The 26515-nt window shown below is 37.8% G+C and carries 28 protein-coding genes; 24 read left to right on the top strand and 4 right to left on the bottom strand.

What is annotated here, in order from left to right:
• The first annotated feature begins 2 nt into the window (after window positions 1–2).
• The 3 genes from ribE to ribH are packed head-to-tail and all read left to right on the top strand — an operon-like array spanning window position 3 to window position 2380.
• The gene (ribE, locus tag BALCAV_RS03325; RefSeq protein WP_003324545.1) at window positions 3–656 is read left to right on the top strand and encodes a riboflavin synthase; all 654 of its coding nucleotides are present in this window, start codon (window positions 3–5) and stop codon (window positions 654–656) included.
• Window positions 657–684: 28 nt separating this feature from the next.
• Entirely contained in the window at window positions 685–1896 is a 1212-nt protein-coding gene (locus BALCAV_RS03320; RefSeq protein WP_040323510.1) for a bifunctional 3,4-dihydroxy-2-butanone-4-phosphate synthase/GTP cyclohydrolase II, read from the top strand.
• A 16-nt stretch (window positions 1897–1912) separates the two neighbouring features.
• Window positions 1913–2380: a 6,7-dimethyl-8-ribityllumazine synthase gene (gene ribH / locus BALCAV_RS03315; RefSeq protein ID WP_003324543.1), complete on the top strand. Its 468-nt coding sequence runs from the start codon at window positions 1913–1915 to the stop codon at window positions 2378–2380.
• 140 nt (window positions 2381–2520) lie between these two features.
• Here the strand turns inward: ribH and BALCAV_RS03310 are convergent, their stop codons facing one another.
• Window positions 2521–3051 (bottom strand): DUF309 domain-containing protein, encoded by a 531-nt coding sequence (locus BALCAV_RS03310; protein WP_003324542.1) that lies wholly within the window; start codon window positions 3049–3051, stop codon window positions 2521–2523.
• A 1070-nt stretch (window positions 3052–4121) separates the two neighbouring features.
• Here BALCAV_RS03310 and BALCAV_RS03300 point away from each other — a divergent pair.
• From BALCAV_RS03300 to BALCAV_RS03290, 3 genes are all read left to right on the top strand, one after another.
• Window positions 4122–4889, top strand: a complete 768-nt coding sequence (locus tag BALCAV_RS03300; protein WP_004428358.1) for a segregation/condensation protein A — start codon at window positions 4122–4124, stop codon at window positions 4887–4889.
• A complete protein-coding gene (gene scpB / locus BALCAV_RS03295) occupies window positions 4882–5469 on the top strand; it encodes an SMC-Scp complex subunit ScpB (protein ID WP_004428357.1) in 588 nt (195 codons plus the stop codon). Before BALCAV_RS03300 ends, scpB begins: the two co-directional genes overlap by 8 nt.
• Window positions 5470–5555: 86 nt before the next feature.
• The gene (locus BALCAV_RS03290; protein ID WP_004428356.1) at window positions 5556–6434 is read left to right on the top strand and encodes a superoxide dismutase; all 879 of its coding nucleotides are present in this window, start codon (window positions 5556–5558) and stop codon (window positions 6432–6434) included.
• An 82-nt stretch (window positions 6435–6516) separates the two neighbouring features.
• Here the strand turns inward: BALCAV_RS03290 and cls are convergent, their stop codons facing one another.
• Together cls and BALCAV_RS03280 are read right to left on the bottom strand one after the other, a co-directional pair.
• Window positions 6517–7971, bottom strand: coding sequence for a cardiolipin synthase (cls, locus tag BALCAV_RS03285; protein WP_004428355.1), 1455 nt, complete (start codon window positions 7969–7971; stop codon window positions 6517–6519).
• A gap of 134 nt (window positions 7972–8105) precedes the next feature.
• Window positions 8106–8786: a DUF421 domain-containing protein gene (locus BALCAV_RS03280; protein ID WP_004428354.1), complete on the bottom strand. Its 681-nt coding sequence runs from the start codon at window positions 8784–8786 to the stop codon at window positions 8106–8108.
• A 206-nt stretch (window positions 8787–8992) separates the two neighbouring features.
• On the opposite strand from BALCAV_RS03280, the gene BALCAV_RS03275 reads away from it, so the two are divergent.
• The 7 genes from BALCAV_RS03275 (at window position 8993) to BALCAV_RS03245 (ending at window position 12632) form a co-directional block, all read left to right on the top strand.
• A complete protein-coding gene (locus BALCAV_RS03275) occupies window positions 8993–9196 on the top strand; it encodes a DUF1657 domain-containing protein (RefSeq protein WP_004428353.1) in 204 nt (67 codons plus the stop codon).
• 64 nt (window positions 9197–9260) lie between these two features.
• Window positions 9261–9695, top strand: a complete 435-nt coding sequence (locus tag BALCAV_RS03270; protein ID WP_040323509.1) for a hypothetical protein — start codon at window positions 9261–9263, stop codon at window positions 9693–9695.
• Between the two features lie 11 nt (window positions 9696–9706).
• Window positions 9707–10186, top strand: a complete 480-nt coding sequence (gene spoVAC, locus BALCAV_RS03265) for a stage V sporulation protein AC (RefSeq protein WP_004428351.1) — start codon at window positions 9707–9709, stop codon at window positions 10184–10186.
• 1 nt (window position 10187) lies between these two features.
• The gene (spoVAD, locus tag BALCAV_RS03260) at window positions 10188–11204 is read left to right on the top strand and encodes a stage V sporulation protein AD (protein WP_004428349.1); all 1017 of its coding nucleotides are present in this window, start codon (window positions 10188–10190) and stop codon (window positions 11202–11204) included.
• Window positions 11201–11551 carry a stage V sporulation protein AE gene (spoVAE, locus tag BALCAV_RS03255; RefSeq protein WP_004428347.1) on the top strand — a complete coding sequence of 117 codons (351 nt, stop codon included), beginning with the start codon at window positions 11201–11203 and terminating at the stop codon, window positions 11549–11551. Before spoVAD ends, spoVAE begins: the two co-directional genes overlap by 4 nt.
• Before the next feature lie 8 nt (window positions 11552–11559).
• Entirely contained in the window at window positions 11560–11766 is a 207-nt protein-coding gene (locus tag BALCAV_RS03250) for a DUF1657 domain-containing protein (RefSeq protein ID WP_004428345.1), read from the top strand.
• A gap of 17 nt (window positions 11767–11783) precedes the next feature.
• On the top strand, window positions 11784–12632 hold the full coding sequence (locus BALCAV_RS03245) for a DUF421 domain-containing protein (protein WP_004428343.1): 849 nt from the start codon (window positions 11784–11786) through the stop codon (window positions 12630–12632).
• A 10-nt stretch (window positions 12633–12642) separates the two neighbouring features.
• Here BALCAV_RS03245 and BALCAV_RS03240 read toward each other — a convergent pair whose 3' ends face one another.
• Window positions 12643–13359, bottom strand: coding sequence for a DUF421 domain-containing protein (locus BALCAV_RS03240; RefSeq protein ID WP_004428341.1), 717 nt, complete (start codon window positions 13357–13359; stop codon window positions 12643–12645).
• 206 nt (window positions 13360–13565) lie between these two features.
• Between BALCAV_RS03240 and BALCAV_RS03235 the strand changes: the two genes are divergently transcribed.
• The 11 genes from BALCAV_RS03235 to BALCAV_RS03185 all read left to right on the top strand — a co-directional run bounded on the left by BALCAV_RS03235 (window position 13566) and on the right by BALCAV_RS03185 (window position 26116).
• Window positions 13566–14714: a D-alanyl-D-alanine carboxypeptidase family protein gene (locus BALCAV_RS03235; protein WP_004428340.1), complete on the top strand. Its 1149-nt coding sequence runs from the start codon at window positions 13566–13568 to the stop codon at window positions 14712–14714.
• Window positions 14707–15300 carry a nucleoside recognition domain-containing protein gene (locus tag BALCAV_RS03230; RefSeq protein WP_004428338.1) on the top strand — a complete coding sequence of 198 codons (594 nt, stop codon included), beginning with the start codon at window positions 14707–14709 and terminating at the stop codon, window positions 15298–15300. The genes BALCAV_RS03235 and BALCAV_RS03230 overlap by 8 nt, the downstream gene beginning before the upstream one ends.
• A complete protein-coding gene (locus BALCAV_RS03225) occupies window positions 15301–15831 on the top strand; it encodes a spore maturation protein (RefSeq protein WP_004428336.1) in 531 nt (176 codons plus the stop codon).
• Window positions 15832–16388: 557 nt separating this feature from the next.
• A complete protein-coding gene (locus BALCAV_RS03220) occupies window positions 16389–17117 on the top strand; it encodes a pseudouridine synthase (RefSeq protein ID WP_003324496.1) in 729 nt (242 codons plus the stop codon).
• A gap of 237 nt (window positions 17118–17354) precedes the next feature.
• Window positions 17355–17882 (top strand): thiol-disulfide oxidoreductase ResA, encoded by a 528-nt coding sequence (resA, locus tag BALCAV_RS03215; protein ID WP_003324495.1) that lies wholly within the window; start codon window positions 17355–17357, stop codon window positions 17880–17882.
• Between the two features lie 13 nt (window positions 17883–17895).
• A complete protein-coding gene (resB, locus tag BALCAV_RS03210; RefSeq protein WP_003324494.1) occupies window positions 17896–19575 on the top strand; it encodes a cytochrome c biogenesis protein ResB in 1680 nt (559 codons plus the stop codon).
• Window positions 19576–19577: 2 nt separating this feature from the next.
• Entirely contained in the window at window positions 19578–20768 is a 1191-nt protein-coding gene (gene ccsB, locus BALCAV_RS03205) for a c-type cytochrome biogenesis protein CcsB (RefSeq protein WP_003324493.1), read from the top strand.
• Window positions 20769–20975: 207 nt separating this feature from the next.
• Window positions 20976–21692, top strand: a complete 717-nt coding sequence (locus tag BALCAV_RS03200; protein ID WP_003324492.1) for a response regulator — start codon at window positions 20976–20978, stop codon at window positions 21690–21692.
• Window positions 21692–23458 carry an ATP-binding protein gene (locus BALCAV_RS03195; protein ID WP_003324490.1) on the top strand — a complete coding sequence of 589 codons (1767 nt, stop codon included), beginning with the start codon at window positions 21692–21694 and terminating at the stop codon, window positions 23456–23458. The genes BALCAV_RS03200 and BALCAV_RS03195 overlap by 1 nt, the downstream gene beginning before the upstream one ends.
• Before the next feature lie 248 nt (window positions 23459–23706).
• The gene (locus BALCAV_RS03190; protein ID WP_003324489.1) at window positions 23707–24765 is read left to right on the top strand and encodes a FecCD family ABC transporter permease; all 1059 of its coding nucleotides are present in this window, start codon (window positions 23707–23709) and stop codon (window positions 24763–24765) included.
• A 13-nt stretch (window positions 24766–24778) separates the two neighbouring features.
• On the top strand, window positions 24779–26116 hold the full coding sequence (locus tag BALCAV_RS03185; protein ID WP_003324488.1) for a heme ABC transporter ATP-binding protein: 1338 nt from the start codon (window positions 24779–24781) through the stop codon (window positions 26114–26116).
• The last annotated feature ends 399 nt before the right edge of the window (window positions 26117–26515 follow it).

The raw sequence follows: 26515 nt of genomic DNA, 5'->3' as shown, positions 1-26515 counted from the left end.
GAATGTTTACTGGAATTGTCGAGGAAATTGGTGAAGTTGCTGCGGTGAAACAAAACGGTGAAGCGATTGTTATGAAAATAAATGCGAGTAAGGTTTTAGCAGATGTACATTTAGGTGATAGTATTTCGGTAAATGGTGTTTGTTTAACAGTGACAGAATTTGATCAGCAGAGCTTTAGTGTTGATATGATGCCTGAAACGATTAGAGCAACAAGTTTAAATGGGCTAAATCGAGGTAGTAAAGTTAATTTAGAACGAGCGATGAAAGCGGATGGAAGGTTTGGAGGACATATCGTTTCTGGCCATGTCGATGGAATTGGTAAAATTATTTCAAAACAACGAGAGCATAATGCCATTTATTATCAAGTGCAAGTCGAGGAATCATTAACTGATTATATGGTTTATAAAGGCTCCATTACTGTTGATGGAATTAGTTTAACTTTATTTCATGTCGATACCGACCGATTTACGATTTCGATCATTCCGCATACGTTAGAAGAAACGATTTTAGGAACAAAAGAGGTTGGCGATATCGTCAACATTGAATGCGATATTTTAGGGAAATATATTGAGAAAATGCTCACCAAACAAAAAGGTCCTAAGTCCAAACAAGAAACAATGACTTCACAATTTTTAGAAGAGAATGGATTTAAATAAAGGAGGGATTATTGTGGCAGATGAACAGATATTTGATTCGATTTGGGAAGCAATTGAAGCCTTAAAAAGAGGCGAGGTTATTATCGTATGTGACGATGAAGATCGGGAAAATGAAGGCGACTTCCTTTCGTTAGCTGATAAAACAACCCCTGATGTCATAAACTTTATGGTCACTCATGGGCGTGGTCTCGTTTGTGTTCCGATTACAGAAGAACGAGCTCATAGTCTTGAATTAGTCCCAATGGTTGATGTGAATACGGACCCTCATGGAACGGCCTTTACGGTTAGTGTGGACCATCATACAACAACAACGGGTATTTCGGCATTTGAACGAGCTACAACGGTTCAAGAGTTAATGGCAGAGACGGCAACAAAAGCGGATTTTAAAAAACCTGGTCATATTTTTCCACTCGTTGCTAAAGACGGTGGTGTGTTAAGAAGAGCGGGGCATACGGAAGCGGCGGTCGATTTAGCAAGGCTAGCCGGATCAAAAAATCCAGGTGGTGTCATTTGTGAAATCATGAATGAAGATGGTTCAATGGCACGTGTTCCTGAATTGAAAAAATTAGCCAATGAGCATGATTTAAAAATGATTACGATTCAGGATTTAATTCATTACAGACGGCAAATGGAAACCCTGATTCAAAAAGAAGTTGAAATTGAATTGCCAACCGATTTTGGTCATTTTAAAGCGATTGGGTACAGTAATGTTCTTGATCAAGTGGAAAGTATCGCTTTAGTTAAAGGCGAGATATCAAGTGATGAACCAACATTAGTTCGAGTTCATTCTGAGTGTTTAACAGGAGATGTGTTTGGTTCACATCGCTGTGATTGTGGTCCACAGTTGCATGCGGCGTTAGCTCAAATTGAAAAAGCAGGTAAGGGTGTTTTGCTTTATATGAGACAAGAGGGCCGTGGTATTGGCTTGTTAAACAAATTAAAGGCATATAAGCTACAAGAAGAAGGCTATGATACCGTTGAAGCAAATGAGAAACTAGGATTTCCAGCTGACTTACGGGATTATGGGATTGGCGCACAAATTTTACGTGATTTAGGAGTTAGAGAAATGCAACTTTTAACAAATAATCCACGGAAAATTACTGGTCTTACCGGTTATGGTTTAGTTGTAAAAGAACGAGTGCCATTACAACTTCCACATAATCGTGATAATGAAAAGTATTTACGAACAAAGACAGAAAAGCTTGGACATTTATTGAATTTTCATTCAACAACAAATTAGAGGAGGAATTATTATCATGGGGAAAACATATGAAGGTAATTTAGTCGCAACAGGGTTAAAAGTGGGAATTGTCGTGGGTCGATTTAATGAGTTTATTACGAGTAAACTTTTAAGTGGTGCCGAGGATGGCTTAGTTCGTCACGGGGTTTCTGAAGCTGATATTGATGTAGCCTGGGTACCAGGAGCTTTTGAAATTCCATTTGCAGCGAAAAAAATGCTGGATACAGGGAAATATGATGCGGTGATTACATTAGGAACGGTTATTCGCGGGGCAACGCCTCACTTTGATTATGTGTGTAATGAAGTAGCAAAAGGAGTTTCTTCCTTAGCTTTATCATCAGGAAAACCAGTTATTTTTGGAGTATTAACGACAGATACGATTGAGCAAGCAGTTGAACGTGCTGGAACGAAGGCTGGAAATAAAGGTTGGGATGCAGCAACAGCAGCGATTGAAATGGCGAATTTAGGGAGAGCATTTGAGTAATGGTTTGAAAGATAGAGTCGAGAGTGCTTTAAAAGATTTAGTGTGAAATTAAAGCATTTTCATTTAAAAAGTCCGGTTCAGTCCATCAATAAAAGATGGCGAACAGGACTTTTTTTGAGGTCACTGAAAACAGCTTTTAATTAAGAAGAACTTCTTTGTCGCTTTAATCGTTCGAGTTCGCGTTCTTCAATCACTTCACTTCTATCACGTAAACGATGTTTATTGATAATAAATGGATCGGGTACTGTGCCATCCTTTTGCCACTCAAGCTTTAATTCTCCTCTTCTTTTTTCCATTTTAGATAACAAGGAATGATCAAGTAGGGGAAGTTGAATAGGTTCAAATGGATGATTTTTATGATTGGGTAGTTGCGAGATTCGTTCTTCTACCGTTTTTATTAGTAATTCTGGGTTAATCGATAATCTTTCTAATGCAGGTTGATTATTCGTAAAAATGGTGGCAGCTCTTGAAAGCATTTTATCGGCACCAAGAATATTCCCTCGTCGTTCATGATATAAACCAACCGAAAGCTGGATAAGTCCAACCCAAATAATCTCACGGTGTTTGGCCGTTTTTTCCTTCCAGTATTCCTCTAATACTTCATGGCATTCAAAATAGTCATGATTAACATGAAAATAAGTTAAATAATCAATATAGGCTTTCGGATACATCGTAAACCATCCTTTAATCACTTGTTGTTATTTATTCAACTTTCTCATCGAGAAAATCCGTTCAACTAGTTGGCAGAGCGAATAGAAGTTCTTAAACAAATGCCCTTGATACGTTTGAAAAGCGAGAACGTACTATCACACCAAACGGATAAACTGTGCATCAAGAAAAAAATAATAGGCCCTCCGGAGGTCGCTCCCAAACAGACACTCCGCTCCTTGCCGAGAACCTCATGAGCCTCCTTAGCGTTTCACGCTTGCGGGGTCTCATTGGACGGTTTATTCCTGCGGGAGTCTCGGTGTCTGTTTGTCCGCTAGGTAATGGAATCGAATCTAGGTTCGGTTTTCTCCTTGAATAAAAAAACAGTCATTACTTCAACGTACATTAGCTTGAGAATGATTTTTCTCCTTCCATGACTCAATCCGTTACAATTGTAAACAAATCCGTGTTGATGCTCTGTACGTTAGCTAGATGATCGAGCTGGTTTCGATTTGAATCCTGTCTTTTCATTCCTGCAGACTTAGGAAAAAAATAGGTGGCAACTACTTATTTAGTTCCATAACCAACAAAGTGAAGAAGAAGGTCCTTCTGCGTGAGAAATAGCTGATTGAGAATGGCCATATCATCAAGCATCTCCCCTACACTTAGCGGACAAAACCATACGGAGACTCCCGCGGGAATAAACCGTGGAGCGAGACCCCGCAAGGCTTGCCGAGGAGGCTCGCCAGGTTCCCGCAGGACGCGGAGTATGGTTTTGGGAGCGACAGCCGAAGTGCTTATTTTAGTGAACAGAACAGTTTCCTTCAACAGCCTACGAAGAGATGGGTTCAGACTGTCAACGATTGAACCGTTCATGTAAAGTCAAATTGAGTGTTGTATCTCCCTAAAGTCAATCTCTATCAACGGATAAGGGTCAATTATACGCTGCGAAAGTTGAGTTATTTATTATTGTATCATCAAACAATTTGTCTTGTGAAGCAACTGACAAGGAAAAGACCATTACGGTGTATGAGGAAATATGATATAATTCAATGAAAATAATAAGCTAATAGGAAGTGCTAGTGATGGCTGAATGAGTTCATACCAAGTGAAATTGGACAGTTTTGAAGGTCCTCTTGATTTATTGCTTCATTTAATTAATCAGGCAGAGGTCGATATATACGATATCCCTGTGGCCAAAATAACCGATCAGTATTTGTCTTATATACATACCATGCAGGAAATTCAATTAGATATTGCCAGTGAGTATTTAGTGATGGCCGCAACACTTCTTGCCATTAAGTCCAAGATGCTTCTCCCTAATCAAGAGCTTGATTATGAGCATGAGGTCTATGATTTAGATGAAGAAGATGACCCGCGCGAAGAATTAATTAGTCGCTTAGTTGAATATCGAAAGTATAAAGAAGCAGCTTCTGATTTAAAAGAGAAAGAAGAAGAGAGAAGTTTTGTTTTAACGAGAGCACCAGAGGATTTAGAACCTTATGTATCGGAGCAAGAAAAACGTGACATCACGATCCAAGGAGTTTCTTTATTTGATATGTTATCAGCTTACCAGAAACTTTTAAAAAGGCAGAAGCTAAAAGCACCGCAAACAAGAACGGTAAGAAACCAAGAATATTCGATTGAAGATAGAATGAATGAGGTAGTTGATTATTTGCTGACCCATCAAGGGAAATGTGCATTTGAACAATTATTTGAGCCGAGTGATCGTTCCCAAATGGTCGTAACATTTCTTGCTATATTAGAATTAATGAAAACAAAAGCAATCTCATGTCAACAGTCTGAGAACTTTTCGAGTATTATGATTTACCAAATGGAAGAGGAGACGTTTCGTGCATAAAAAAGAGTTAGTAGCAGTAATAGAAAGTTTACTTTTTGTTTCAGGTGATGAAGGATTATCTGAAGCCCAGTTATTTGAGATTATTAATGTCGAGAAAATGGAAATACAGCTTGCATTAGAGCAGTTAAAAGAGGAATATAAAAAAAAATCAAGAGGATTACAAGTCATTGAAATAGCGAATACGTATCGTTTAGCAACAAAACCAGAGCATTTAAGTTATATTAAAGCGTTGGCTATTTCACCTATTCATTCAGGGTTATCACAAGCGGCCCTTGAAACATTAGCGATCATTGCCTATAAACAGCCAATTACCCGAATTGAAATTGAAGAAATTCGAGGTGTCAAATCGGAAAAAGCGCTACAGTCATTAAGCTCTAAACTGTTGATTAAAGAAGCTGGACGAGCAAAAGGAACAGGACGACCCATTTTATATGGAACGACCCCACAATTTTTAGATCATTTTGGTTTAAAAACGATAGAAGAGCTACCTCCATTACCTGAGCATACCGATGCAGAGGATATCGATGAAGATGCCGATTTATTTATGCGTGATTTAGAAATGGAACAAACAGAGGATTAACCTCTGTTTTTTTCTTTGCTTAAAAATGAGAACATCTAGGCGAGACACTCATAAGATAGGAACATCATGATATTTAGGAGGGAACCATGAGTTCTTATTTAGAAGAGGTTCAAAAGTGGTATGAGGAAAATAAGGAACAAATTGAACAGGAATTGCAGCTTTTAGAAGGAAGAGAAAAAGAAGAGTTTGTTCAATTATTAGCTCAAATTGAAACGGCCTTAGCGGTGGAACGAGAAAAGCAGTCTGTTGATGAGCAATACGTTTCAGAACTGGTGGCAAAAGCGTATACTTTGTCACAACAACATAAACGGATCGTTCAAGCGGAAGAAAGAGAGCCGGTCGTCCCGATTGGTGGACATCAACTCCCACCACTTTCATATAGTTATGATGCATTAGAACCATACATCGCAAAGGAAATTATGTATTTACATCATGATAAACACCATCAAAGCTATGTAGATGGACTGAACAAAGCGGAAAATAAGATGAAAGAAGCACGGCAAACAGGCGATTTTGATTTAATTAAACATTGGGAACGAGAAGCAGCCTTTCATGGTGCAGGACATTATTTACATTCGATTTTTTGGGAAGTTATGGCACCTGATGGAGGAGGCAAACCTGAAGGAGCTTTACTTCAAGCCATTGAACGTGATTTTGGTAGCTTTGAACAAATGAAGACTCATTTTACAGAAGCAGCCGATCAAGTGGAAGGCGGTGGGTGGGTGATGCTCGTCTTTGCACCACGTGCCGGTAGATTAGAAATATTACAAGCAGAAAAACATCAAAACCTCTCTCAGCAAGATATGATTCCGTTATTAGTCCTTGATGTCTGGGAGCATGCTTATTATTTACAGTATCTAAATGAGAAAAAGGATTATGTTGAACAATGGTGGAATATCGTCAATTGGCCAGCTGTTACGAATCGTTTTCAACAAGCAAAAACGATCCGCTGGACACTAGCTTAACACATCAAAAGCCCCGGCTTACTTTATGGAATAAGTAAGCCGGGGGCTCTTGAAAGCATCAATGATTAACTATTTAAAACATTTATAAAATAGGTGAAAGCAGCCTTGATATCGATTCTTTAAATCGAATCCATGTCGAGCGATTATCATATAATTCCTGTGTTAATTCAAAGGATAATTTCATGTCTTCCTCAAACATTTGAGCTAAATTTTCAGATGTATTTTGGTCATAAATAAAAGCGGTCACTTCAAAATTTAATTTAAAACTGCGCATATCTATATTAGCCGTACCAACTGCATTTATACTCCGATCGATAATGAGCGTTTTTGCATGGATGAAACCATTATCATATATATAGATACGTGCTCCTGCTTTTAATAATTCCCCTACATATGAATAAGTCGCCCAATAAACAAAGGGATGGTCGGGCTTATTTGGAATCATCACTTTAACATCGACCCCTGATAAGGCAGCGATTTTTAAAATATCAAATAACGTTTGATCCGGGATAAAATAAGGAGTTTGAATCAAAATCGAATCCTTAGCTTGAGCGATCATTTTCACATAGCCATTTTTAATTTGTTCCCACTCAGAGTCGGGACCACTTGAAACGATTTGCATCGGCGTATTTTCATTTTCTAATTCGTCAATAGTTGGAAAATAACGATCCTCGTATTGAATGGCTTTTTTCTTCACGGCCTGATTCCAATCTAGAATAAAACGCGTCTGGATTGCATGGACGGATTGCCCAAGTATCCGTAAATGTGTGTCACGCCAATAGCCGAATTTTTCCTTTTTTCCTAAATACTCATTGCCAACATTAAAACCACCCAAATAGCCAATGTTCCCGTCAATATTAACTAATTTACGATGATTACGATAGTTCAATCGCAAATTAATAATCGTAAAGCTAGATGGGAAAAAGACCCCGACTTCGCCACCTGCGTTCTCGAGTCCAGCGAGATGTTTTTTACGAAGCTTTCTAGAACCTAAATCATCATATAATAAACGAACGGTAACTCCTTGGGAGGCTTTTTTAGTCAATAATTTAATGAGCTTTTTACCGAGCTCATCATTTTTGAAAATATAATATTGGATATGAATAAATGAGGTCGCCCTTTCTATGTCCTCAAATAAAGTATTAAATTTTTCCTTTCCATCATAATAAATGTCGATATGATTTCTTTTTGTTAACAAGGCATCGTTATTCATTAAATGCATAAAAATTAAATCACGATTTTGTTCGACCATTTCATTTCGAAAAGTAAAAGTTGAATCCTGTAACTGTTCTTTTTGCTCCATAATGGAGCTTTCTAAACCGATTTTTTTGATTCCTTCCCAATAAAATAGTTTACTTCTTGTTAAGTTTTGACCTAACAATAAATAAATGACAAACCCTAAAAAGGGAATAAAATAAAGAACAAGCAACCAGGCCCATGTAGCAGCTGGATCCTTTCTCTCAATAAAAATGAGTATAGTCGCAAAGATGAAGTTTGTTATAAAAAGTATAATGACAAAAGTTGAAATGATATCCATTTTCTACCTACCTGCATTTTCTGACATAAAAGCTTAGACAACCTATATACCAATGGAAGTTTTGCTTCCATTCTATAATAACCGATCCATAGGAAGGATGAAATTAATATTACTTATTTCAAATGAATCATCTGTTAAAAGGTCTGAATTTCAAACCCCTCATTTTGAATCCAATCAGCATACAAAACCGCTTTTGGACCAGAAATGCCTTGATTCGTCAGTTCATCTAATAGCCAAGATTCCTTTTTTTGTAAAAAATCTAAACTCTCATAAATAATTTCTCCATCCATAATTAAAACAATAGGTAAATTGACACTCTTTGCAGGGATTTTTAAATCTTCATTGGTAGGTGTATCAAACCGATATTTCTTCATTACACTAACTGTCCCATTTGTTTCCAAAATTCCATTTTGTACTTCGCGTATCGAGAAGACATCCTTTTCTCTTAATAAATGCTGTAATTGATTAAGGTCTAGTTTGTTCTTTTTTAACTCCTCATATTGAATTTGTCCATTCGTAATAATTAAGGAAGGTTTTCCTTCTAAAATGGACCTCGATTCTCTAATCTTTTGGGTAATCATTTCAATAAAATAGATTAAAGTGCCCCAAAATAAAATGGCATAAAGCACATAATGAAGACCGATTGATGGATCATAAATCGCATTCCCAACCAATTCCCCTAAAACAAGAGCAGAGATAAAATCAAAAGGAGTCAATTGAGTAATCTGATTTTTGCCTAAAAACTTTGTTAATACTAATAAGGCGAAGAAGCCAAAAAATAATTCGATCGTTAATGATGCAAAGTTCATACTCATATGAAAACACCTGTCCTTAATTGGGATGAGATAATTCGTTCAATATTTGTAGTGTCTATCAAAATAGGCCCAATTATATTGGAAAGTTATTCTTATACATTATTAATGAAATGAGCTTGTTTACAAAAATTGTTACTTATAGTTTGGCGAAAAACTCAAATCATAACAATGAAAGGCATACTGATTTTGAAGGAGGAGTTTAATTCATGACTGTAATCGCAAAAATGCAACAAACGGTGGCTGGTTTAAAAAGTGCTCAAGCAAGCTTAGAAACTTTTTCATTAGAAACCGACAATCAACAAGCAAAACAGCTTTATAAACAAATGGCTCAGCAAACCCAAACGATTGTTGAGAATTTAGAGCCACGAGTTGAGCAAGTGATGCAAGAAGAACCACAATATCGTTCGTAAAAAAAGGCCTCCAATCTTAATTGGAGGCAAATTCTACATAATAAAAATGGAGAGTATGGACAAAATGAAAAAAATAATCATGCCACTATTTGTGCTTATCATTTTGATGAGTGGATGTCAAAACACTTCAACAAATGAACCAATGCCGCAATCATTAATGGTTAATAATGTTACTTTTGATCAAATGAAAGCGAATGAAAGTAAAAAGGAATTAATGAAGATGAATGAAATCATCGATGTTCATGCGGTTTCTTTTGAAGACAAAATTTATGTGGCCCCAAAAGTGAAACAATTTTCTCGTTTTCGATTAAAAGAAATTAGAAAGGAAGGTTTTGATAAAATAAAGGCCCAATATTCAGAAGATGAAATCCATGTTTCAACAGATAAAAAAGTATATATGGAGCTTGAGAAGCTTGAAAAAGAAATGAAAGACAAGAGTCTAAAGGAAAAAGATTTAAAAGAGAGATTAAAGAAAATTGAAGAATATATGAAAGGATAGAAGGTGATTTCATGTCTAATAGTAAACAAAAACAAGCAACACCAACCCAACAAGCTTATCAAGCAGTCGCCAAAAGATATGAGATCAAAAAACCAGTCGTAAAAAACTGCATCCGAGCTTTTTTTGTTGGTGGATTTATTTGTATTATCGGACAAGCACTAAATATTATGTTCTATACTTTTTTTGACTTTACAGAACGAACTGCTGGGAATCCGACAGTCGCTGTTTTAATTTTTCTTGCGGCCTTATTAACTGGTTTAGGTGTTTATGATCGATTTGCTCAATTTTCTGGTGCAGGTACGGCTGTTCCGGTTACTGGCTTTGCGAATTCGATTGCCTCAGCCGCGATCGAACATCGAACAGAAGGATATGTGCTTGGGGTTGGTGGAAATATGTTTAAATTAGCCGGATCGGTTATCGTCTTTGGTACTTTTGCGGCCTTTGTCATAGCCCTTATAAAAACGATTTTAATCAATTGGGGAGGGTTATGAAATGCTAAAAGGTCATCAATCTTGGCTATTTGATAAGAAACCGGTCATTATCTCTACAGGAACGGTCGCTGGACCATTTGAAGCAAACGGGGCGATTGCTCGTGATTTTGATAAACTTCATGATGATTTGTGGTTAGGAGAAGAATCTTACGAAAAAGCTCAAAAGGTCTTAATAGAAGAAGCGGTCACCATTGCGATTGAAAAAGAGAAGTTAACAAAGGAACAAATTACTTTTATGATGGCAGGTGATTTAGTCAATCAGCTCACACCATCTTCGTTTGCAGGACGAACACTTTCCATTCCTTACCTCGGTTTATTTGGTGCTTGTTCGACTTCGATGGAAGGGTTAGCCTTAGCCTCATTTATTATTAATAATGATGGTGCAAAATATATTGCTACTGTTGCTTCTAGTCATAATGCTGCAACAGAGAAGCAATTCCGATACCCAACCGAATATGGTGGACAAAAGCCACCCACTTCGCAGTGGACGGCAACTGCTGCAGGGGCAGCGATAATCGCCCAACAAGGAAACGGGCCAGTCGTTACATCAGCGACAATTGGCAAAGTCATTGATATGGGGATTTCTGATCCGTTTAATATGGGAGCAGCGATGGCACCTGCTGCCGTTGATACAATCGAAGCCCATTTTCGCGATCTCGAACTTCCATTTGATCATTATGATTTAATCGTCAGTGGTGATTTGGGTAAAATTGGACTCGGTATTACAAGAGAATTATTAAAAGAGAAAAATATGGACTATTCAAAGGAACAATTTCAAGATTGCGGGCTTTTAATCTACCGTGAGGGTCAACCGGTATTAGCAGGTGGAAGCGGTCCAGGCTGTTCCGCTTCAGTCGTATATGGACACTTATTAAATCGAATGAAACGAGGCGAGTTTAAACGTATTTTAGTTGTGGCGACTGGTGCTTTACTATCTCCACTTTCTTTTCAGCAAAAGGAGTCCATTCCAACTATTGCACATGCAGTATCCATCGAAGCGGGAGGTGTGATGTTTTGATCTTTTTATGGGCATTTCTTGTAGGAGGACTCATATGTGTCATTGGTCAATTATTAATGGACTTTGCGAAATTGACGCCAGCTCATACGATGACTGCTTTAGTCGTAACAGGTGCGGTACTCGATGGATTAGGGCTGTATGAACCTTTAATCGATTTTGCTGGTGCAGGAGCGACCGTACCGATTACGAGTTTTGGTAATTCTCTAGTTCATGGTGCGATGGCTGAAGCTGAAACAAATGGTTTGATTGGCGTCATTACAGGGATTTTTGAAGTGACGAGTGCGGGTATTTCAGCGGCGATTATTTTTGGATTTATAGCAGCCTTAATTTTTAAACCAAAAGGATAGGTGAGAACATGACAGTTGCAAGTCAAATCAAAGGAACATTAGCCTCATTAAAAGGGGTTGAAGCAACTCTGATGACCATTTCATTACAAGCTGAGGGTCATGATAAAAGGAATCGATTTCATCAAGCAAGTTTAAAAACAAAAACAGTGATTCATGAATTAGAAAAAAGGGTATCAGAGCTAGAAAGACAAGAGCCTCAATATAAAGGGAATTAAGGGAAGGAGGATTTATCATGCCGGGATGGGTTGAGATAATCGTACGGTCAATAGTTGCAATTATTTTATTATACATTGTGTCCAAAATGATTGTGAAAAAGCCGATCGGTGAAAGCTCGTTTTTTGAATTTGCTTTATTAACTAGTATTGTTATAATTGCTGCCATTAGTGCAACGATGCTTACCATACCATCTGCCCTAGCTTTTACGGCTTTATTTGTATGGTCGGCGGTAACAGCTTTAATCTACTATTTATCTGTAAAAAGTGCAAAATTTCGAGTCTTTTTATTTGGGCGAGGGACACCTGTTATTCAAGGGGGGAAAATCTTGGAAGATGCATTAAATAAACAGCATCTTACAGGGGACGAGCTCATGCGGAAACTTCGCAAAAAAGATGTTTTTCAATTTGCTGATGTCGAATTTGCTTTACTTGAAACAAATGGTGAATTAAATGTCTTGTTAAAGGAAGATAAAAAGCAAGCAGTGGCTAGAAGTAGTGCGAAAAAAAATAAACAACCTGAAACCGTCGTCGCTGATGGTCGAATTCTTGATCAAAATCTCGGGAATCGTGGGTTAAATCGCGATTGGCTTCAGACGCAGTTAGCTAAACAAGATGTCTCATTAGAAAGTGTTTTCCTAGCCCAGATTGATGCGAATGGAGACCTCTATGTTGATTTATTTGATGATAGTTTGCAACAGCAGGATCCTGTAACGATTCCATTGTTAAAAGCGACATTGCAAAAAGTCCAAGCAGATTTACAGCTTTATTCATTAGATACCGATAATCCAACCGCAAAAGCGATGTTTAAAAAGTGTGCAGAGGAAATGAATGAAGCTTATTTAGAGATTGAACGTGATTTGCGTTAATCGAATTCAATTAATGCTGAATTAATTGAATTTGATTATCCTCGCGTGTATAGGAGAGATGGAGTTCTCCTTTTCCATTTAACGTGCAAAGAAAAACATCTTCAAGACGGACGATACCTTTCTCTTCTACATAATTTCTAATTCTCTCTTCGGTGATTCCCAGCTTTTCCATGATTTCTAATTGAAACTGCCCATCAAGAATAACAGGGTATGAAATGCCACTCGATTTCTGTTGTAAATCCATATCTTCTAAAGCCGGAGTTGCTTTCTCAGGCTTTTTTTGCACGCTTATATCCCCATTTGCTTCAATGATCCCTAATTGAACGTCTTCAATATCGAAAATTCCTTTTTGTCTTAATAATTGTAAAATATTATCGATTGAATAACGAATTGATTCAATATTACCGGCTAATAATTTTCCTTTTTGAATCACGACTGTCGGCTCAAAAGTAATCCATTTCCCGAATTTTCGATTTTTAATTAGAAGTCTCGCTGTGAACTTTTGGAAGAGAGCGATGACGATGATCGCAAAAGCGGTATGAATGTGGGGGACGCTAGGATCGGCGATGTCAGCACCTGTTACAGACGCTAAACTCATCACAATAAGAAAGTCAAAAATAGGTAATTCACCAATGGAACGTTTGCCCATCACTAATGTGACAACTAGAAGAAGCGGGAAGATCGAAAAAATACGAATTAAGACAATCGCTAGTTCTTGAATTAACATAATGGCATCCCTCATATTTCCTTTCCATAATATAACTTTTAGTATGTTCGATTCGATAATTTCTTAAACGAGATTTGAAAAAATGGTATAACAACCGTTGTCCTGCATACATTTTGTTAAGAGGAGACATGCTCTCTTTATGGAAGCGTCCTTAATGAAAATAAAACTATTACTTGAAAGGGATTGTGGGTGATTGGATGAAATTCATGAAAAAAAGTGTACTAACTGTGCTTGTCTTCATGCTACTTCTGCCTTTTTCTGATTTTACACAAGCGGCCAATCAACGTCATTTTTCGGTATCAGCCCAAGCGGCGATTTTAATGGAGCAATCATCAGGAAGAGTCTTATATGCTAAGCAAGAGCATGAACCATTACGGATAGCAAGTATTACAAAAATAATGACGGCGATATTGGCGATTGAATCTGGGCAACTTGATGAGATCGTGACTGTATCGGAGCGGGCGTTCGGCACCGAGGGTTCATCGATTTTTCTTCGACTAAATGAGAAAATTAAATTAGAAGACCTTGTTTATGGTTTGATGCTTAGAAGTGGAAATGATGCAGCAGTGGCGATTGCTGAGCATGTTGGTGGAAGTTTGGAAGGGTTCGTTCTTCTAATGAATCAAAAGGCAGAAGAGCTCGGAATGTCCAATACAATGTTTCAAAACCCACATGGTTTAGATGATCATGAGGATCATTATTCAAGTGTTTATGATATGGCTTTATTAACCCAGTACGCAATGCAAAATGAAGATTTCCAGACGATATCGAAAACGAAATCACATCGTGTTGATGAAGGGGGCGATATCCGCGTTTGGAAAAATAAAAATCGGATGTTAACAGAGTTTTATCCCCATTCAACCGGTGGAAAAACAGGCTACACAAAAAGAGCTAAAAGAACACTCGTTTCAACAGCGACTAAGGAAGAAATGGATTTGATTGTTGTAACAATTAATGCCCCAAGTGACTGGCATGATCATATGAATTTATTTGAATGGGGTTTTTCTGAGTACGATATCGAAACAATTTTACCAGCTGGGCAAGTAGAAGGCATTACAGACGGTTTTTATGAAAACCATATTATTTCTAAGACGGAGATTACGTATCCATTAACAGTGAATGAAAAAGAAAACCTAAAAAGAGAGTTGACGTTAATTAAGCCGCCTGAAAAGAAGGAACATGAAAACTTTGAAGCTCCTTCTCCGATTGGTAAGGTGGAATTTTATTTGCAGGAAGAGCTCATCCAAAAAACTCCCTTATATTATGATGGCCCCGAAAAGTCGGAGAAAAAAGGATTTTGGTCAAAGTGGTTTCATTTTTTCATTCATACTCTTGGAGTAAAAAACGTTGATTAATATTATCTGGGTATCATTGCTTCTTTTTGGACTAATATTTGCTGCATTTAACGGAACGATTGCTGAAGTGAATGCAGCGGTATTTTCGGGGGCAAAGGAAGCGGTGACGATCTGTATTGGCTTAATCAGTATATTAGTTTTTTGGTTAGGGTTAATGAAAATTGCTGAGGTGGCTGGCTTACTTAAAAGATTTGCTATCCTAATGAGGCCGATTTTTAAACGACTTTTTCCAGAGGTGCCCACTGATCATCCAGCAATGGGTTATATTTTATCGAATATGACAGCGAACATGTTTGGTTTAGGTAATGCGGCGACCCCAATGGGAATCAAAGCGATGGAAGAATTAAAGGCATTAAATGGTGGGAAAGATTCAGCGAGTCGTTCCATGATTACCTTGCTTGCCATTAATACAGCAGGTCTTTCTTTAATTCCGACAACGGTCATTTCGATTCGAATGACGTATGGATCGGCGAATCCGACTGAAATCGTCGGGACGACATTGATTGCCTCACTTATTTCTATGCTAGGAGCGATTTTGATCGACCGTTACTTTTATTATCGTCGCAAAAGAAAGGGGAGAGCCTAATTGGCGATCATTACACTTATTTCCATCTGGATCATCCCCGCTTTAATTGGATTTATTTTATTATATGGAACATTTAAGAAAGTTCCGACTTACGAGACTTTTGTGGAAGGAGCGAAGGACGGGTTCGGTTTAGCGATTTCCATTATTCCTTTTTTGGTTGGGATGCTAGTGGCGATCTCTGTTTTTAGAGCTTCGGGAGCAATGGACTTTATCGTCGATTTGTTAAAGCCACTTCTATCTTTTATTGGTGTACCAGCCGAGGTTGTGCCACTTGCGATGATTCGACCGATTTCTGGGACCGGTGCATTAGGGATGACAACGGATTTAATTGCCACATACGGACCTGATTCTTTTATAGGTCGACTTGCGGCCACAATGCAAGGGAGTACAGATACAACCCTTTATATATTAACCGTTTATTTTGGAGCTGTCGGCATTAAGAAAATGGGCGATGCTTTAAAGGTTGGCCTTTTAGCTGATATCGTTGGTTTAATCGCTGCAATTGTAGTCGTAACTCTTGTATTTGGATAAATAAGATGAAATATAAAAAAAGAGGATTTCCGTTAAGTGTTGCACTTAATTTGGACATCCTCTTTTTGTTCGTTGCATTAGTAATGAAACTGTGAGATGCGTGGGATTACGGTGCGAAAAGCATGTGATTAGTAATGAAAATGTGAGATGCGTGGGATTACGGTGCGAATCATGGTTGATAGGTAATGAAAACCTGTGCTGTGAGCGATTACGGTGCGAATAACAGTTAATAGGTAATGAAAACCCGTGCTGTGAGCGATTACGGTGCGAATAACAGTTAATAGGTAATGAAAACCCGTGCTGTGAAAAATTACGGTGCGAATCATGGTTAATAGGTAATGAAAACCCGTGCTGTAAGAAATTACGGTGCGAATCCCCGTGTATTAGTAATGAAAACCCGAGATACGTTTGATTATGGTAAAGACAATAGTGAGTTCACCAGATAAGTTACTTACAACCCCAAAATGAAGGTTTTAGAACAACCCATTACCGGCTAAAAGTTTCCCTGCTTGTATATTCGCAAGCGTAGAGTTATCATGTTAGGTGAGGTGAATGGAATGGAACGGTTACAAAAAGTGATTGCCCAAGCTGGGATTGCGTCAAGACGTAAAGCCGAACAGCTTATTTTGGATGGAAGAGTTACAGTGAATGGTAAAAGAGTGACAGAGCTAGGAGTGAAGGTAACACCTAATAAAGATAAGATAGAAGTGAACGGCGTGCCAATCGATCGCGAAGAGCCTGCCTATTATGTTCTTTATAAACCTACTTCTGTTATATCGAGTGTTAAGGATGAGAAAGGTCGAAAAGTTGTCACAGATTATATTGAAACAACAGCCCGCCTTTTCCCAATTGGTCGTTTGGATTACGATACATCTGGTTTATTATTAATGACAAATGATGGCGAATTAGCGAATCAATTAATGCACCCTAAATTTAACATAGAAAAAGTTTATGTTGCCAAAGTAAAAGGAATTCCTACTAGGGAAGAAATAAAAAAACTAGTAACGGGTATTCGATTAGAAGACGGAATGACGGCACCAGCTAAAGCGAAAATGCTTTCGTTTGATAAGAAAAAGCAAACCGCGATTATTCAATTAACAATTCATGAGGGCAGAAATCGACAAGTTCGACGAATGTTTGAAGCACTTGGTTATCCGGTTATGAAGTTAAAAAGAGAGCAGTATAGCTTTTTAAATTTACATGGATTAAATCCTGGAGATGCAAGGGCCTTAAAGCCTATTGAAGTGAAACATTTAAAAGAGTTAGCTGTCACTAAACCGTCATAAAGCAAAGTGATAGATTTTAATATTTAAGGTTATAATGAGACTGGGCTATTTTATGAACTTATTGTCTAAAAATAGCCTTACATAATTTATTTGAAAAGTCATTATGGAACAACCTTTAAATGAAGGTGATGACTTACTTATTCATGTCAAGATTTCTTTGTGGGGCACTTAAAGGTTCTAAAAAGACGGTAGAATAGAAGTACCGGGACCGGGACCTGGGGAAGGGAGGACGTAAAGGTGAAGACAAAACGTTTAATAATGCGAACATCGATTTTACTTGTTATGGCCGTTGCGATTGGCTATACATTTTATTACAATTTCTTTGCAGATAAAAGTGTTGCAAGAGCTGGTAATGAAGCGGTTAATTTTGCCCTCGAGGATTTAGATGGTGAGATGATTGTATTAGATGAACTAAAAGGGAAAGGCGTTTTTATTAATTTTTGGGGAACATTTTGTCCTCCATGTGTAAGAGAAATGCCCATCATGGAGGAACTCTATCAAGAGTATCAAGATCAAGGGATTGAAATCGTTGCGGTTAATGCAAGTGAACCACCATTAACAGTTGAACGTTTTGCATCTCGTTTAGATTTAACTTTTCCTATTGTCATTGATAATGGACGAAATGTAATTGATGCTTACGGTATCCGGCCACTCCCAACAACCGTATTGGTCGATGAGGAAGGGACGATCGTTCGCGTTTTTTCAGGTTTATTAACCGAAGAGATTATTAGAGAGTTTATGGAAGAAATCAAACCTTCTTCATAATTGAGGTGTAACAATGGATAAGATCAAATGTGAATGTGGACATTTAAATCCACATGGCACAATTATCTGTGAGTCATGTGGGAAGCCTTTAGGCAACGAAAATGACGATAAAACGTTGTTAAATATGCGCTATGAAGGTGTAGCTAGACGCTCCCAAACGTATAAATCGAATATAATTGATAAGATTTGGATGTTCTTTTCATCTGTTAAAGTCGGCATTTGGATTATCGTTATTTTACTTGTTGCTTCGATATTTGGGACGATTTTCCCGCAGCAATTTTATATTGGTGGCGAAAATCCCGCTGTGTTTTATCAAGAAGAGTATGGAACATTAGGGGAACTTTACTATCAGTTAGGTTTTCATAATTTATATAGCTCGTGGTGGTATATGGCTTTAATTGCCGCTCTTGGGGTTTCTTTAATTATTGCGAGTCTTGATCGAGCTGTCCCACTTTATCGTGCTTTAAAGAAACAACGGATTACCCGCCATCAAAATTTTATGAAAAGACAACGAGTTTTTGGTTTTTCAAAAATAACTAACATTGATGAGCAATTTGATGTTTTAAAAGCTAGATTAAAGGCTAAGAAATACAATGTTCGTGAAGAAAATGGCAATCTTGTTGCTGAAAAAGGACGCTTTTCCCGTTGGGGTCCATATGTGAACCATCTTGGAATTATTTTATTTTTAGTGGGTTGTATGTTGCGGTATTTTCCTGGTTTTTATGTGGACGAGCATGTTTGGGTTCGTGAAGGGGAATATACAGTTGTCCCGGGAACCAATCAAGAATTATATATTGGAAATGAACAATTTATCATTGAGTTTTATGATCCTGATGATGAAATCTTTAGAGATTCGATCGAACGAGCAGAAGGGACAGTCGTCAAAACCTATCAGACCAACGCCGTTTTATATGAAGCGGATCCCGATGCACCAGTTGGCGTTGTCGGTGATTTAGAAGAGGTAGCCCGCTCGGAAATACGTGTAAATGAACCATTAAAATATAAAGGGTTTAATTTTTATCAGCTTGATTATAAGATGAATGAATTACAAAACATGAGTTTTACAGTTGAAAATAAAGAAACAGGCGAACGCTTTGGACGTTTAGATATTGATTTAAATGATCCAGAAAAAGTATATGATCTTGGTGATGGGTATACAGTTACCATTATTGAATACTTTCCAAACTATTATTTGAACAGCAACAATGAACCAGCTACTCGTTCTAGCATCCCAGATAATCCTGCCTTTATTTTTAACACGGTTACGCCTCTGACACCAGAGGGTGAGCGCAGTTTTGTCGGCATTATGCAAAACTATGAATTGCCAGGTACTGGTCAAGCAGTAGCGGATGTAGACCATGAGTTTAAACTATCCTTTATTGATGTTGACATGAGCAATGTTACAGGTCTAGGAGTAAGAAAAGATTTAACACTCCCATTATTAATTGCTGGTGGAACTATTTTTATGATCGGGTTGATTCAAGGCTCTTATTGGGCTCACCGTCGTATTTGGTTCCAGCGTATGAACGGGGAAGTTTGGATTGCTGGGCATACAAATAAAAACTGGTTAACTTTAAGAACCGATATTAAAGAAGTCATTAAAGATACGGGCCTTTTAGAGCCTGTCGATCAAGCAGAAGAAAAAGAGAAACAAGATGAAATAGAAAATCAAAAAAGGAATCAGGAGGGTTAAAAATGGCAGCTTTAAGTTCGAATCTTTTACTCGTTGCCTTTTTCCTCTATCTTGCTGCGACGATTTTGTTCGCCGTGTCTTTACCGGGAAAAAACTTTCGCAACAAGCAAGGAGAAATTAAAAATAATAAATGGGGTACATATGGTTTTGTAGCCTCAATTATAGCAAGTTTATTTTCGTTAGGTTATTTTGTAACAAGATGGATAGCAGCTGGTCATGCACCAGTTTCTAATATGTTTGAATATATGACATTTCTCGGGATTGCAATAGGAATTGCTTTTGTAATTTTATATATGATTTACCGGACGAATGTTTTAGGCTTATTTACGATGCCAGTCGTCATGTTAATGATTGCTTATGCATCTGTTTTTCCGAGGGAAATTGCTCCCCTTATTCCTGCCTTACAAAGTAATTGGTTGAAAATCCACGTCATTACAGTGGCATTAGGTCAAGGGATATTAGCGATTGGATTTGCTGCTGGTTTAATTTATTTAATTCGGACGATTGATTTTACGAAACGGAATAAGAAAACCGTTTCATTAGAATTAATTATGTATGGGTTAATAAGCACGATTGGTTTTATTCTCATAACAAATGTTTTTAACATGATTGGCTATGAAGCAGAGTTTTCTTATATAAATGAAAATGGTGTTGAAGCCTCTATTGTTTACGAATTACCAGCTATTATTGGTCCTAATGAAGGAACACTGTTAACAAATGATCGCCTTGAACCGATAATTAATGCACCTGCGATTATTCGCTCTGATGATTTGAATACAGTTCTTTGGTCGTTTTTTGCCGGAGCTATTTTATATGTTTTAATCCGTTCAATAGCAAGAAAACGTGTGGCGGCGATTTTTCAGCCATTAGTCAAAAGCATTAGTCCTCAAACAATTGATGAAGTTAGTTACCGTGCGATTGCGATCGGTTTCCCTGTATTCGCATTAGGTGGCCTCATTTTTGCAATGATCTGGGCTCAAATTGCTTGGTCAAGATTTTGGGGATGGGATCCTAAAGAGGTTTGGGCTCTAATTACATTTCTTTTTTATGCGGCCTATTTACATTTGCGTTTATCAAAAGGGTGGCATGGCGAACGCTCTGCATGGCTCGGTGTTATCGGTTTTGCGATTATTATGTTTAACCTAGTATTTGTTAATTTAGTTATTGCTGGACTACATTCCTATGCGGGATGACCTTAGAGACCCTGCGAATGCACGGGTCTCTTTATTTAAATCTTCTTTTTACAGGGCCATTTTTCTTTATTAATAATGATTAGGATTGATGATACAATAAAGACAAGAAGAAATGATGGCTCGTATTTTAAATTAGATTAATCAACTTAGCTATGTTCGTAGGGATGAGTAAACGGACTCTGCTTTTTATTTTAGGAGGCGTATTCAATGGAAAAAGAAGCACGTATTTTAGTTGTAGATGATGAAGATCGTATTCGTAGATTGTTAAAAATGAATTTAGAGCGTGAAAATTACCTAGTAGAAGAAGCGGAAAATGGCGAGGTAGCTCTAAAAAAGGCATTAGATCAAGATTATGATTTAATTTTACTTGATTTAATGATGCCTGGTATGGATGGGCTTGAAGTTTGTTTAGAATTAAGAAAAACGAAAGCGACCCCTGTCATGATGTTAACGGCAAAAGGAGAAGAAGCGAATCGTGTTCAAGGATTTGAAGCAGGGACAGATGATTACATCGTCAAACCGTTTAGTCCAAGAGAGGTTGTTCTACGGGTTAAAGCGTTATTAAGACGCTCTTCGACGACGAAGTTTTTGCAAACGGAAACGCAAGCGAAAGATATGCTTGTTTTTCAAAACCTTGTTATTGATAATGATGCCCATCGCGTAACTGTATCAGGGCAGGAAATTAATTTAACTCCAAAAGAGTATGAATTATTGCATTATTTAGCTCAAGCCCCTGATAAAGTATTTTCACGTGAGCAACTTTTAAAAGACGTTTGGAATTATGATTTCTTTGGTGATCTTCGTACGGTAGATACTCATATTAAACGGTTAAGAGAAAAGCTCAACCGGATTTCACAAGAAGCTGCTGCGATGATTTCAACAGTGTGGGGTGTCGGTTATAAGTTTGAAGGTCAAAAAGAGTAATGCTTTGGCGGAGTGTTGTAGGGAAATTATGGTTTACATTTCTTTTGCTTGTGACGGTCGTGTTAACGATTTTAATGGTGATGTTATTACGTTCATTTGAAAAATTTCATATTCAAGAGGCGGAATCACAACTTGTTCATCATGCGAATATGATTGCAAACATTTATGACGGATATACCGATCAGGATGAAGCCTTAATGAGGATTGGCCAATATACAGAGCTTTTAGAAATCAATATTATCCTTGTCAATCAAGGGAAAAAAGTGATGGATAAAGTTGAGCCTGGAAGTTGGAATTTACCATTAGAAGTGTTTTATCAGAATGAAAGATTATCACAAGTGTTTGAAGGGCAATCTGTTGTTATAGAAGAAGGCAAATTTATGTTGGATGATTCCAACTATACCGCCCCTGAACTAATGGTTGCAGGTGTTCCGTTAAGAACAAATGAAGTGGATAATAGTGCTGTTTTTTTATATCAATCTTTAGATGTTATTGAGGAAACTTCTCGAGAAACAAAAGGTATTATTTATTTATCTGCTGGAATCGCGATTGTTTTGACAACGATTTTTGCCTTTTTTCTGTCAACGAGAATTACCGCCCCATTAAGAAGAATGCGTGAAGCAGCACTTGAACTGGCTAGGGGGAAATTTGAATCGAAAATTCCGATTGTCAGTCATGATGAAATTGGCTTATTAGGTATGGCCTTTAACCGAATGGCACGAGATTTAAACGTCTCTATGACTGAATTAAATCAAGAGAAGGAACAGCTTTCTCGAATTTTAATTAGTATGGCTGATGGGGTTATTACGTTTAATCGGCAAGGGGAGGTCATGATTACAAATCCTCCTGCTGAGCGTTTTTTAGAGTCATGGTTATACGAAGATGGTGTGATTAATCAGGAAATGACTCCAGTCGAATTGAATAATCTCTTCCAAAAGGTTGTGGCTGGTGAGAAAGAGCAACAGTTGGAGATGAATATTCAAGGTCGGAGCTGGGCCATTTTAATGACTCCCCTATATGATGCAGATCAAATCCGTGGGGCCGTGGCTGTTATTCGTGATATGACGGAAGAGAGACAGCATGATAAATTGCGTAAAGATTTTATTGCGAATGTGTCTCATGAACTCCGTACTCCCATTTCTATGTTACAAGGGTATAGTGAAGCAATTATTGATGATATAGCTGAAAGCCATGAAGAGAAAAAGGAATTGGCTCGGATTATTTATGATGAATCGTTAAGAATGGGACGCCTTGTTAATGAACTTCTTGATATCGCTCGAATGGAAGCAGGCTATGTTGATTTACAAAAGGATGAAATGGATATTCACACTTTTATTCAAAAGGTTGTCCGAAAGTTTAATGGTTTAGCAAAAGATGAAGAGATTTCTCTTAACCTAGAAACAATTGCAGATTTACCGACTGGTTATTTTGATCCTGATCGAATTGAACAAGTTTTAACGAATTTAATTCATAATGCCCTTCGTCATACGCCAAAAGGTGGGCGAGTGACCGTAAAAGTAAATCGTGACGAAAATTACTTTTTATTTGATGTCGATGATAATGGTTCGGGAATTGCTGAACAAGATTTGCCCTATGTTTTTGAACGTTTTTATAAGGCTGATAAAGCAAGAACTCGAGCTAAAGGTGGAACAGGGCTTGGACTGGCAATTGCTAAAAACATTATTGATTCACATAAAGGGGAAATTACAGTTCGTAGCAAATTAAACGAAGGAACTTGTTTCTCATTTAAGTTACCGATCATCTAGCATTAAAGGGTAGCAGAAAACGCATGAATTTGGTAGTATATGAATTGAATAGGGTGAATTGTTGATTCGATTATCATCGTAAACGAAATGAATTGATGGCTAAAACTATCAGGCATTCCTCTCATTAGGGGAGTGCCTTTTTGACTAAATAAAAAATTGATGTAGAAGGGAATAAAGCATGAAAGAGAGAACACGGTTTTTATTGGCACTAATCTTCTCTATTGGCTGTCATGAAGGGAGTGGGAAACTTGCTGCCTCCATTTATCCAAAGGTTTTTTATCAATAATCGAGTTATACAATACATAATTGTTATTGCTTTTTGTTTATTTGCTTTAATTTTATCGGTTAGTAAAGGTAGTGTGGAAATTCCTTTTAAGATGGTTATTCAAATCATTTTAGCGCACGGTTTTTATTTTCCCATTAATGAACAATTTGAAGCGAGTATTGTTAATATTGTGATGCAAATTCGTTTGCCACGTGTGTTGCTCGCGATGATTGTTGGAGCTAGTTTGGCGTTAGCAGGGGCAGCTTTTCAAGGCTTTTTGAAAAATCCGCTTGCAGACCCATATACACTTGGTGTTTCATCTGGCGGAGCAGTGGGAGCTGTTTTTGTTCTTTTTTTGGGAATAACGATCCCAGGTTTAGGTTTTTTCACATTACCTATTGTGAGCATCCTTTCCGCTTTTATTACTTTAATCCTCGTTATTAGCTTCTCGAGAATGGTGCAACGTTCCATGTCGAGTGAAACGATTATATTAGCTGGGATCGTCTTTAGTTCTTTTTTAGGGGCGTTTATCTCTTTAATGATCGCTTTAACAGGGGAAGAACTGAGACAAATTATTGGCTGGTTAATGGGGAGTGTTGCGATGCGGGGCTGGAATTATGTGTGGATGGCTCTAGTCTTATTAGTTATCGGTTTTCTTTTGTTATTTTTTAATCGACAAGAGTTAAATGCATTAGCTTTTGGAGAAGAAACGGCTCGTCAGTTAGGGGTCAATGTTCGTGTTCGTAAATATGTGATTTTAATAGGGGCGACTATTATAACAGGCGGTGCGGTGGCAGTCGCTGGAACTATCGGTTTTGTTGGACTAGTCGTTCCACATATTACGAGGTTATTATGGGGAGCAAATCATCGTCATCTATTACCTTTATCAATGTTTGTTGGGGCTGGTTTTCTTGCCTTAACGGATTTAGTTGCTCGTACGATTATCGCTCCAACTGAATTACCGATCGGTGTTATTACCGCGATGATTGGGGCTCCGATCTTTGCGATTATCTTAATTCGTCAACGAAGAGAACAAGTGTGAAAGAGGTGATTTGATGTTGAAAGTTGAACATGTATCCATACAATATCACGAAAGAAAAGTCGTTAACGATATTTCATTTGAAGTCCCAAAAGGAGAATTTTTTGGGATTGTGGGGCCAAATGGAAGTGGCAAATCGACGTTGATGAATGCGATTAATGGTAGCCTAAAGCTTGCACAAGGTTCAATCACTCTTCATGGGAAAAATATAAGTTCCTATCCTTCAAAGGAGCTCGCAAAACGTATGGCTGTTTTGCCACAAATGTCGGAGTTATCTTTTCATTACGATGTAAGAGAGATTGTTTCTTTAGGCAGATACCCGTACCAAAAAGGTTGGCTTCAACAATTAACCAAAAAAGATGAAGAGGTTATCGAGCAAGCACTTATAGATACCAACATACAATCCTTTCAACATAAGTTGCTTCATACATTAAGTGGAGGGGAGCGTCAGAGAGTATTACTTGCCCGTGCCCTTGCTCAGCAACCAGAAGTATTATTATTGGATGAACCGACAAATCATCTTGATTTATCGCATCAGATGAGTTTGTTGAACGCCTTAAAAAATTTGACAGAAGAAACTGGGTTAACCGTTATAGCCGTTTTACATGATTTAAATTTGGCTAGTTTGTATTGTGATCGTCTTCTTTTAATGGATGACGGGCGTGAAGTAGATTTAGCTGATACGAACCTGGTAATGAATGAGGTTCAATTAAAAAAAGTATATAATGCCTCAATTCAACGCTATGAACATCCGAGTATAGCCAAGCCGCTCATTACATTAGAACCGTTTGAAAAAGAAGGTGGAAACAAATTAATAAACTCACTCTATATTTCAGAAAAAGAGGGTTATTTTGAGATTGAGAGTGAGCATATGTGGAAGTTTTATTCTAACTTTTCGAATAGTGGCTGGAGTCAGTCGTTTGGTCTTAATGAGGCAAATGCAAAAGGAGAACAACTAGGTGTTTTTTCTATTGAAGGAACCATTGTCAAGTCGATACAGTTGAAAGCTTCTATTGGAACAACGGAGATTTTAGTAGTAGGAAGTCTTGAACAAAGCAAACAACAAAATTCAAAGCTCCATCTTTTTGTTTTTATCGAAGGGGTCTTATCAGAACGGGCTTTTTCACAAGCGTTAATCCTTGTAACAGAAGCAAAAACATCGGCTTTTTTATCGGTTGGAAATCAAAAGAGTTTAGTACAGGGAAATCCAGAGAGTTTAGTGATTGCAGCTAGTCAAACAGGGGAAACAATGAATGATTTTTATCAAAAAAAAATGGTTCATCTTGAGTTGGCAGAGGCGATTACACAAACAATGAATAGTCTCTTTGCTAAGGAAGAATTTTTGGAGTGTTAATCCAGCTTCTGAGCGAATAGGCTTCGCTTTATATTTAATCTAGCTGCGTCCGTTAGAAGCTCGAGAAAAATCGGTCCACCTTATAAAGTCAAAGAGCGACTTTAACGTTGGCCCTGTATTTTTTCTCGCTTCTGAGCGAACGGACTACGCTTTATACTCAATCCAGCTGCGCCTGTTAGAAGCTCGAGAAAAATCGGTCCACCTTATAAAGTCAAAGAGCGACTTTAACGTTGGCCCTGTATTTTTTCTCGCTTCTGACCGAACGGACTACGCTTTATACTCAATCCAGCTGCGCCTGTTAGAAGCTCGAGAAAAATCGGTTCGTCTGAGTGAAGACAAAGAGCGTCTTCATCAGCCGCCCCTAATTTTTCTCGCTTCTGAGCGAACAGGCTTCGCTTT

Source organism: Alkalihalobacillus alcalophilus ATCC 27647 = CGMCC 1.3604 (assembly GCF_000292245.2).
Classification (GTDB): domain Bacteria; phylum Bacillota; class Bacilli; order Bacillales; family Bacillaceae_D; genus Alkalihalobacillus; species Alkalihalobacillus alcalophilus.
Note: the sequence above shows the minus strand (reverse complement) of the source record. Positions and strands in the feature narration are given on the sequence as shown.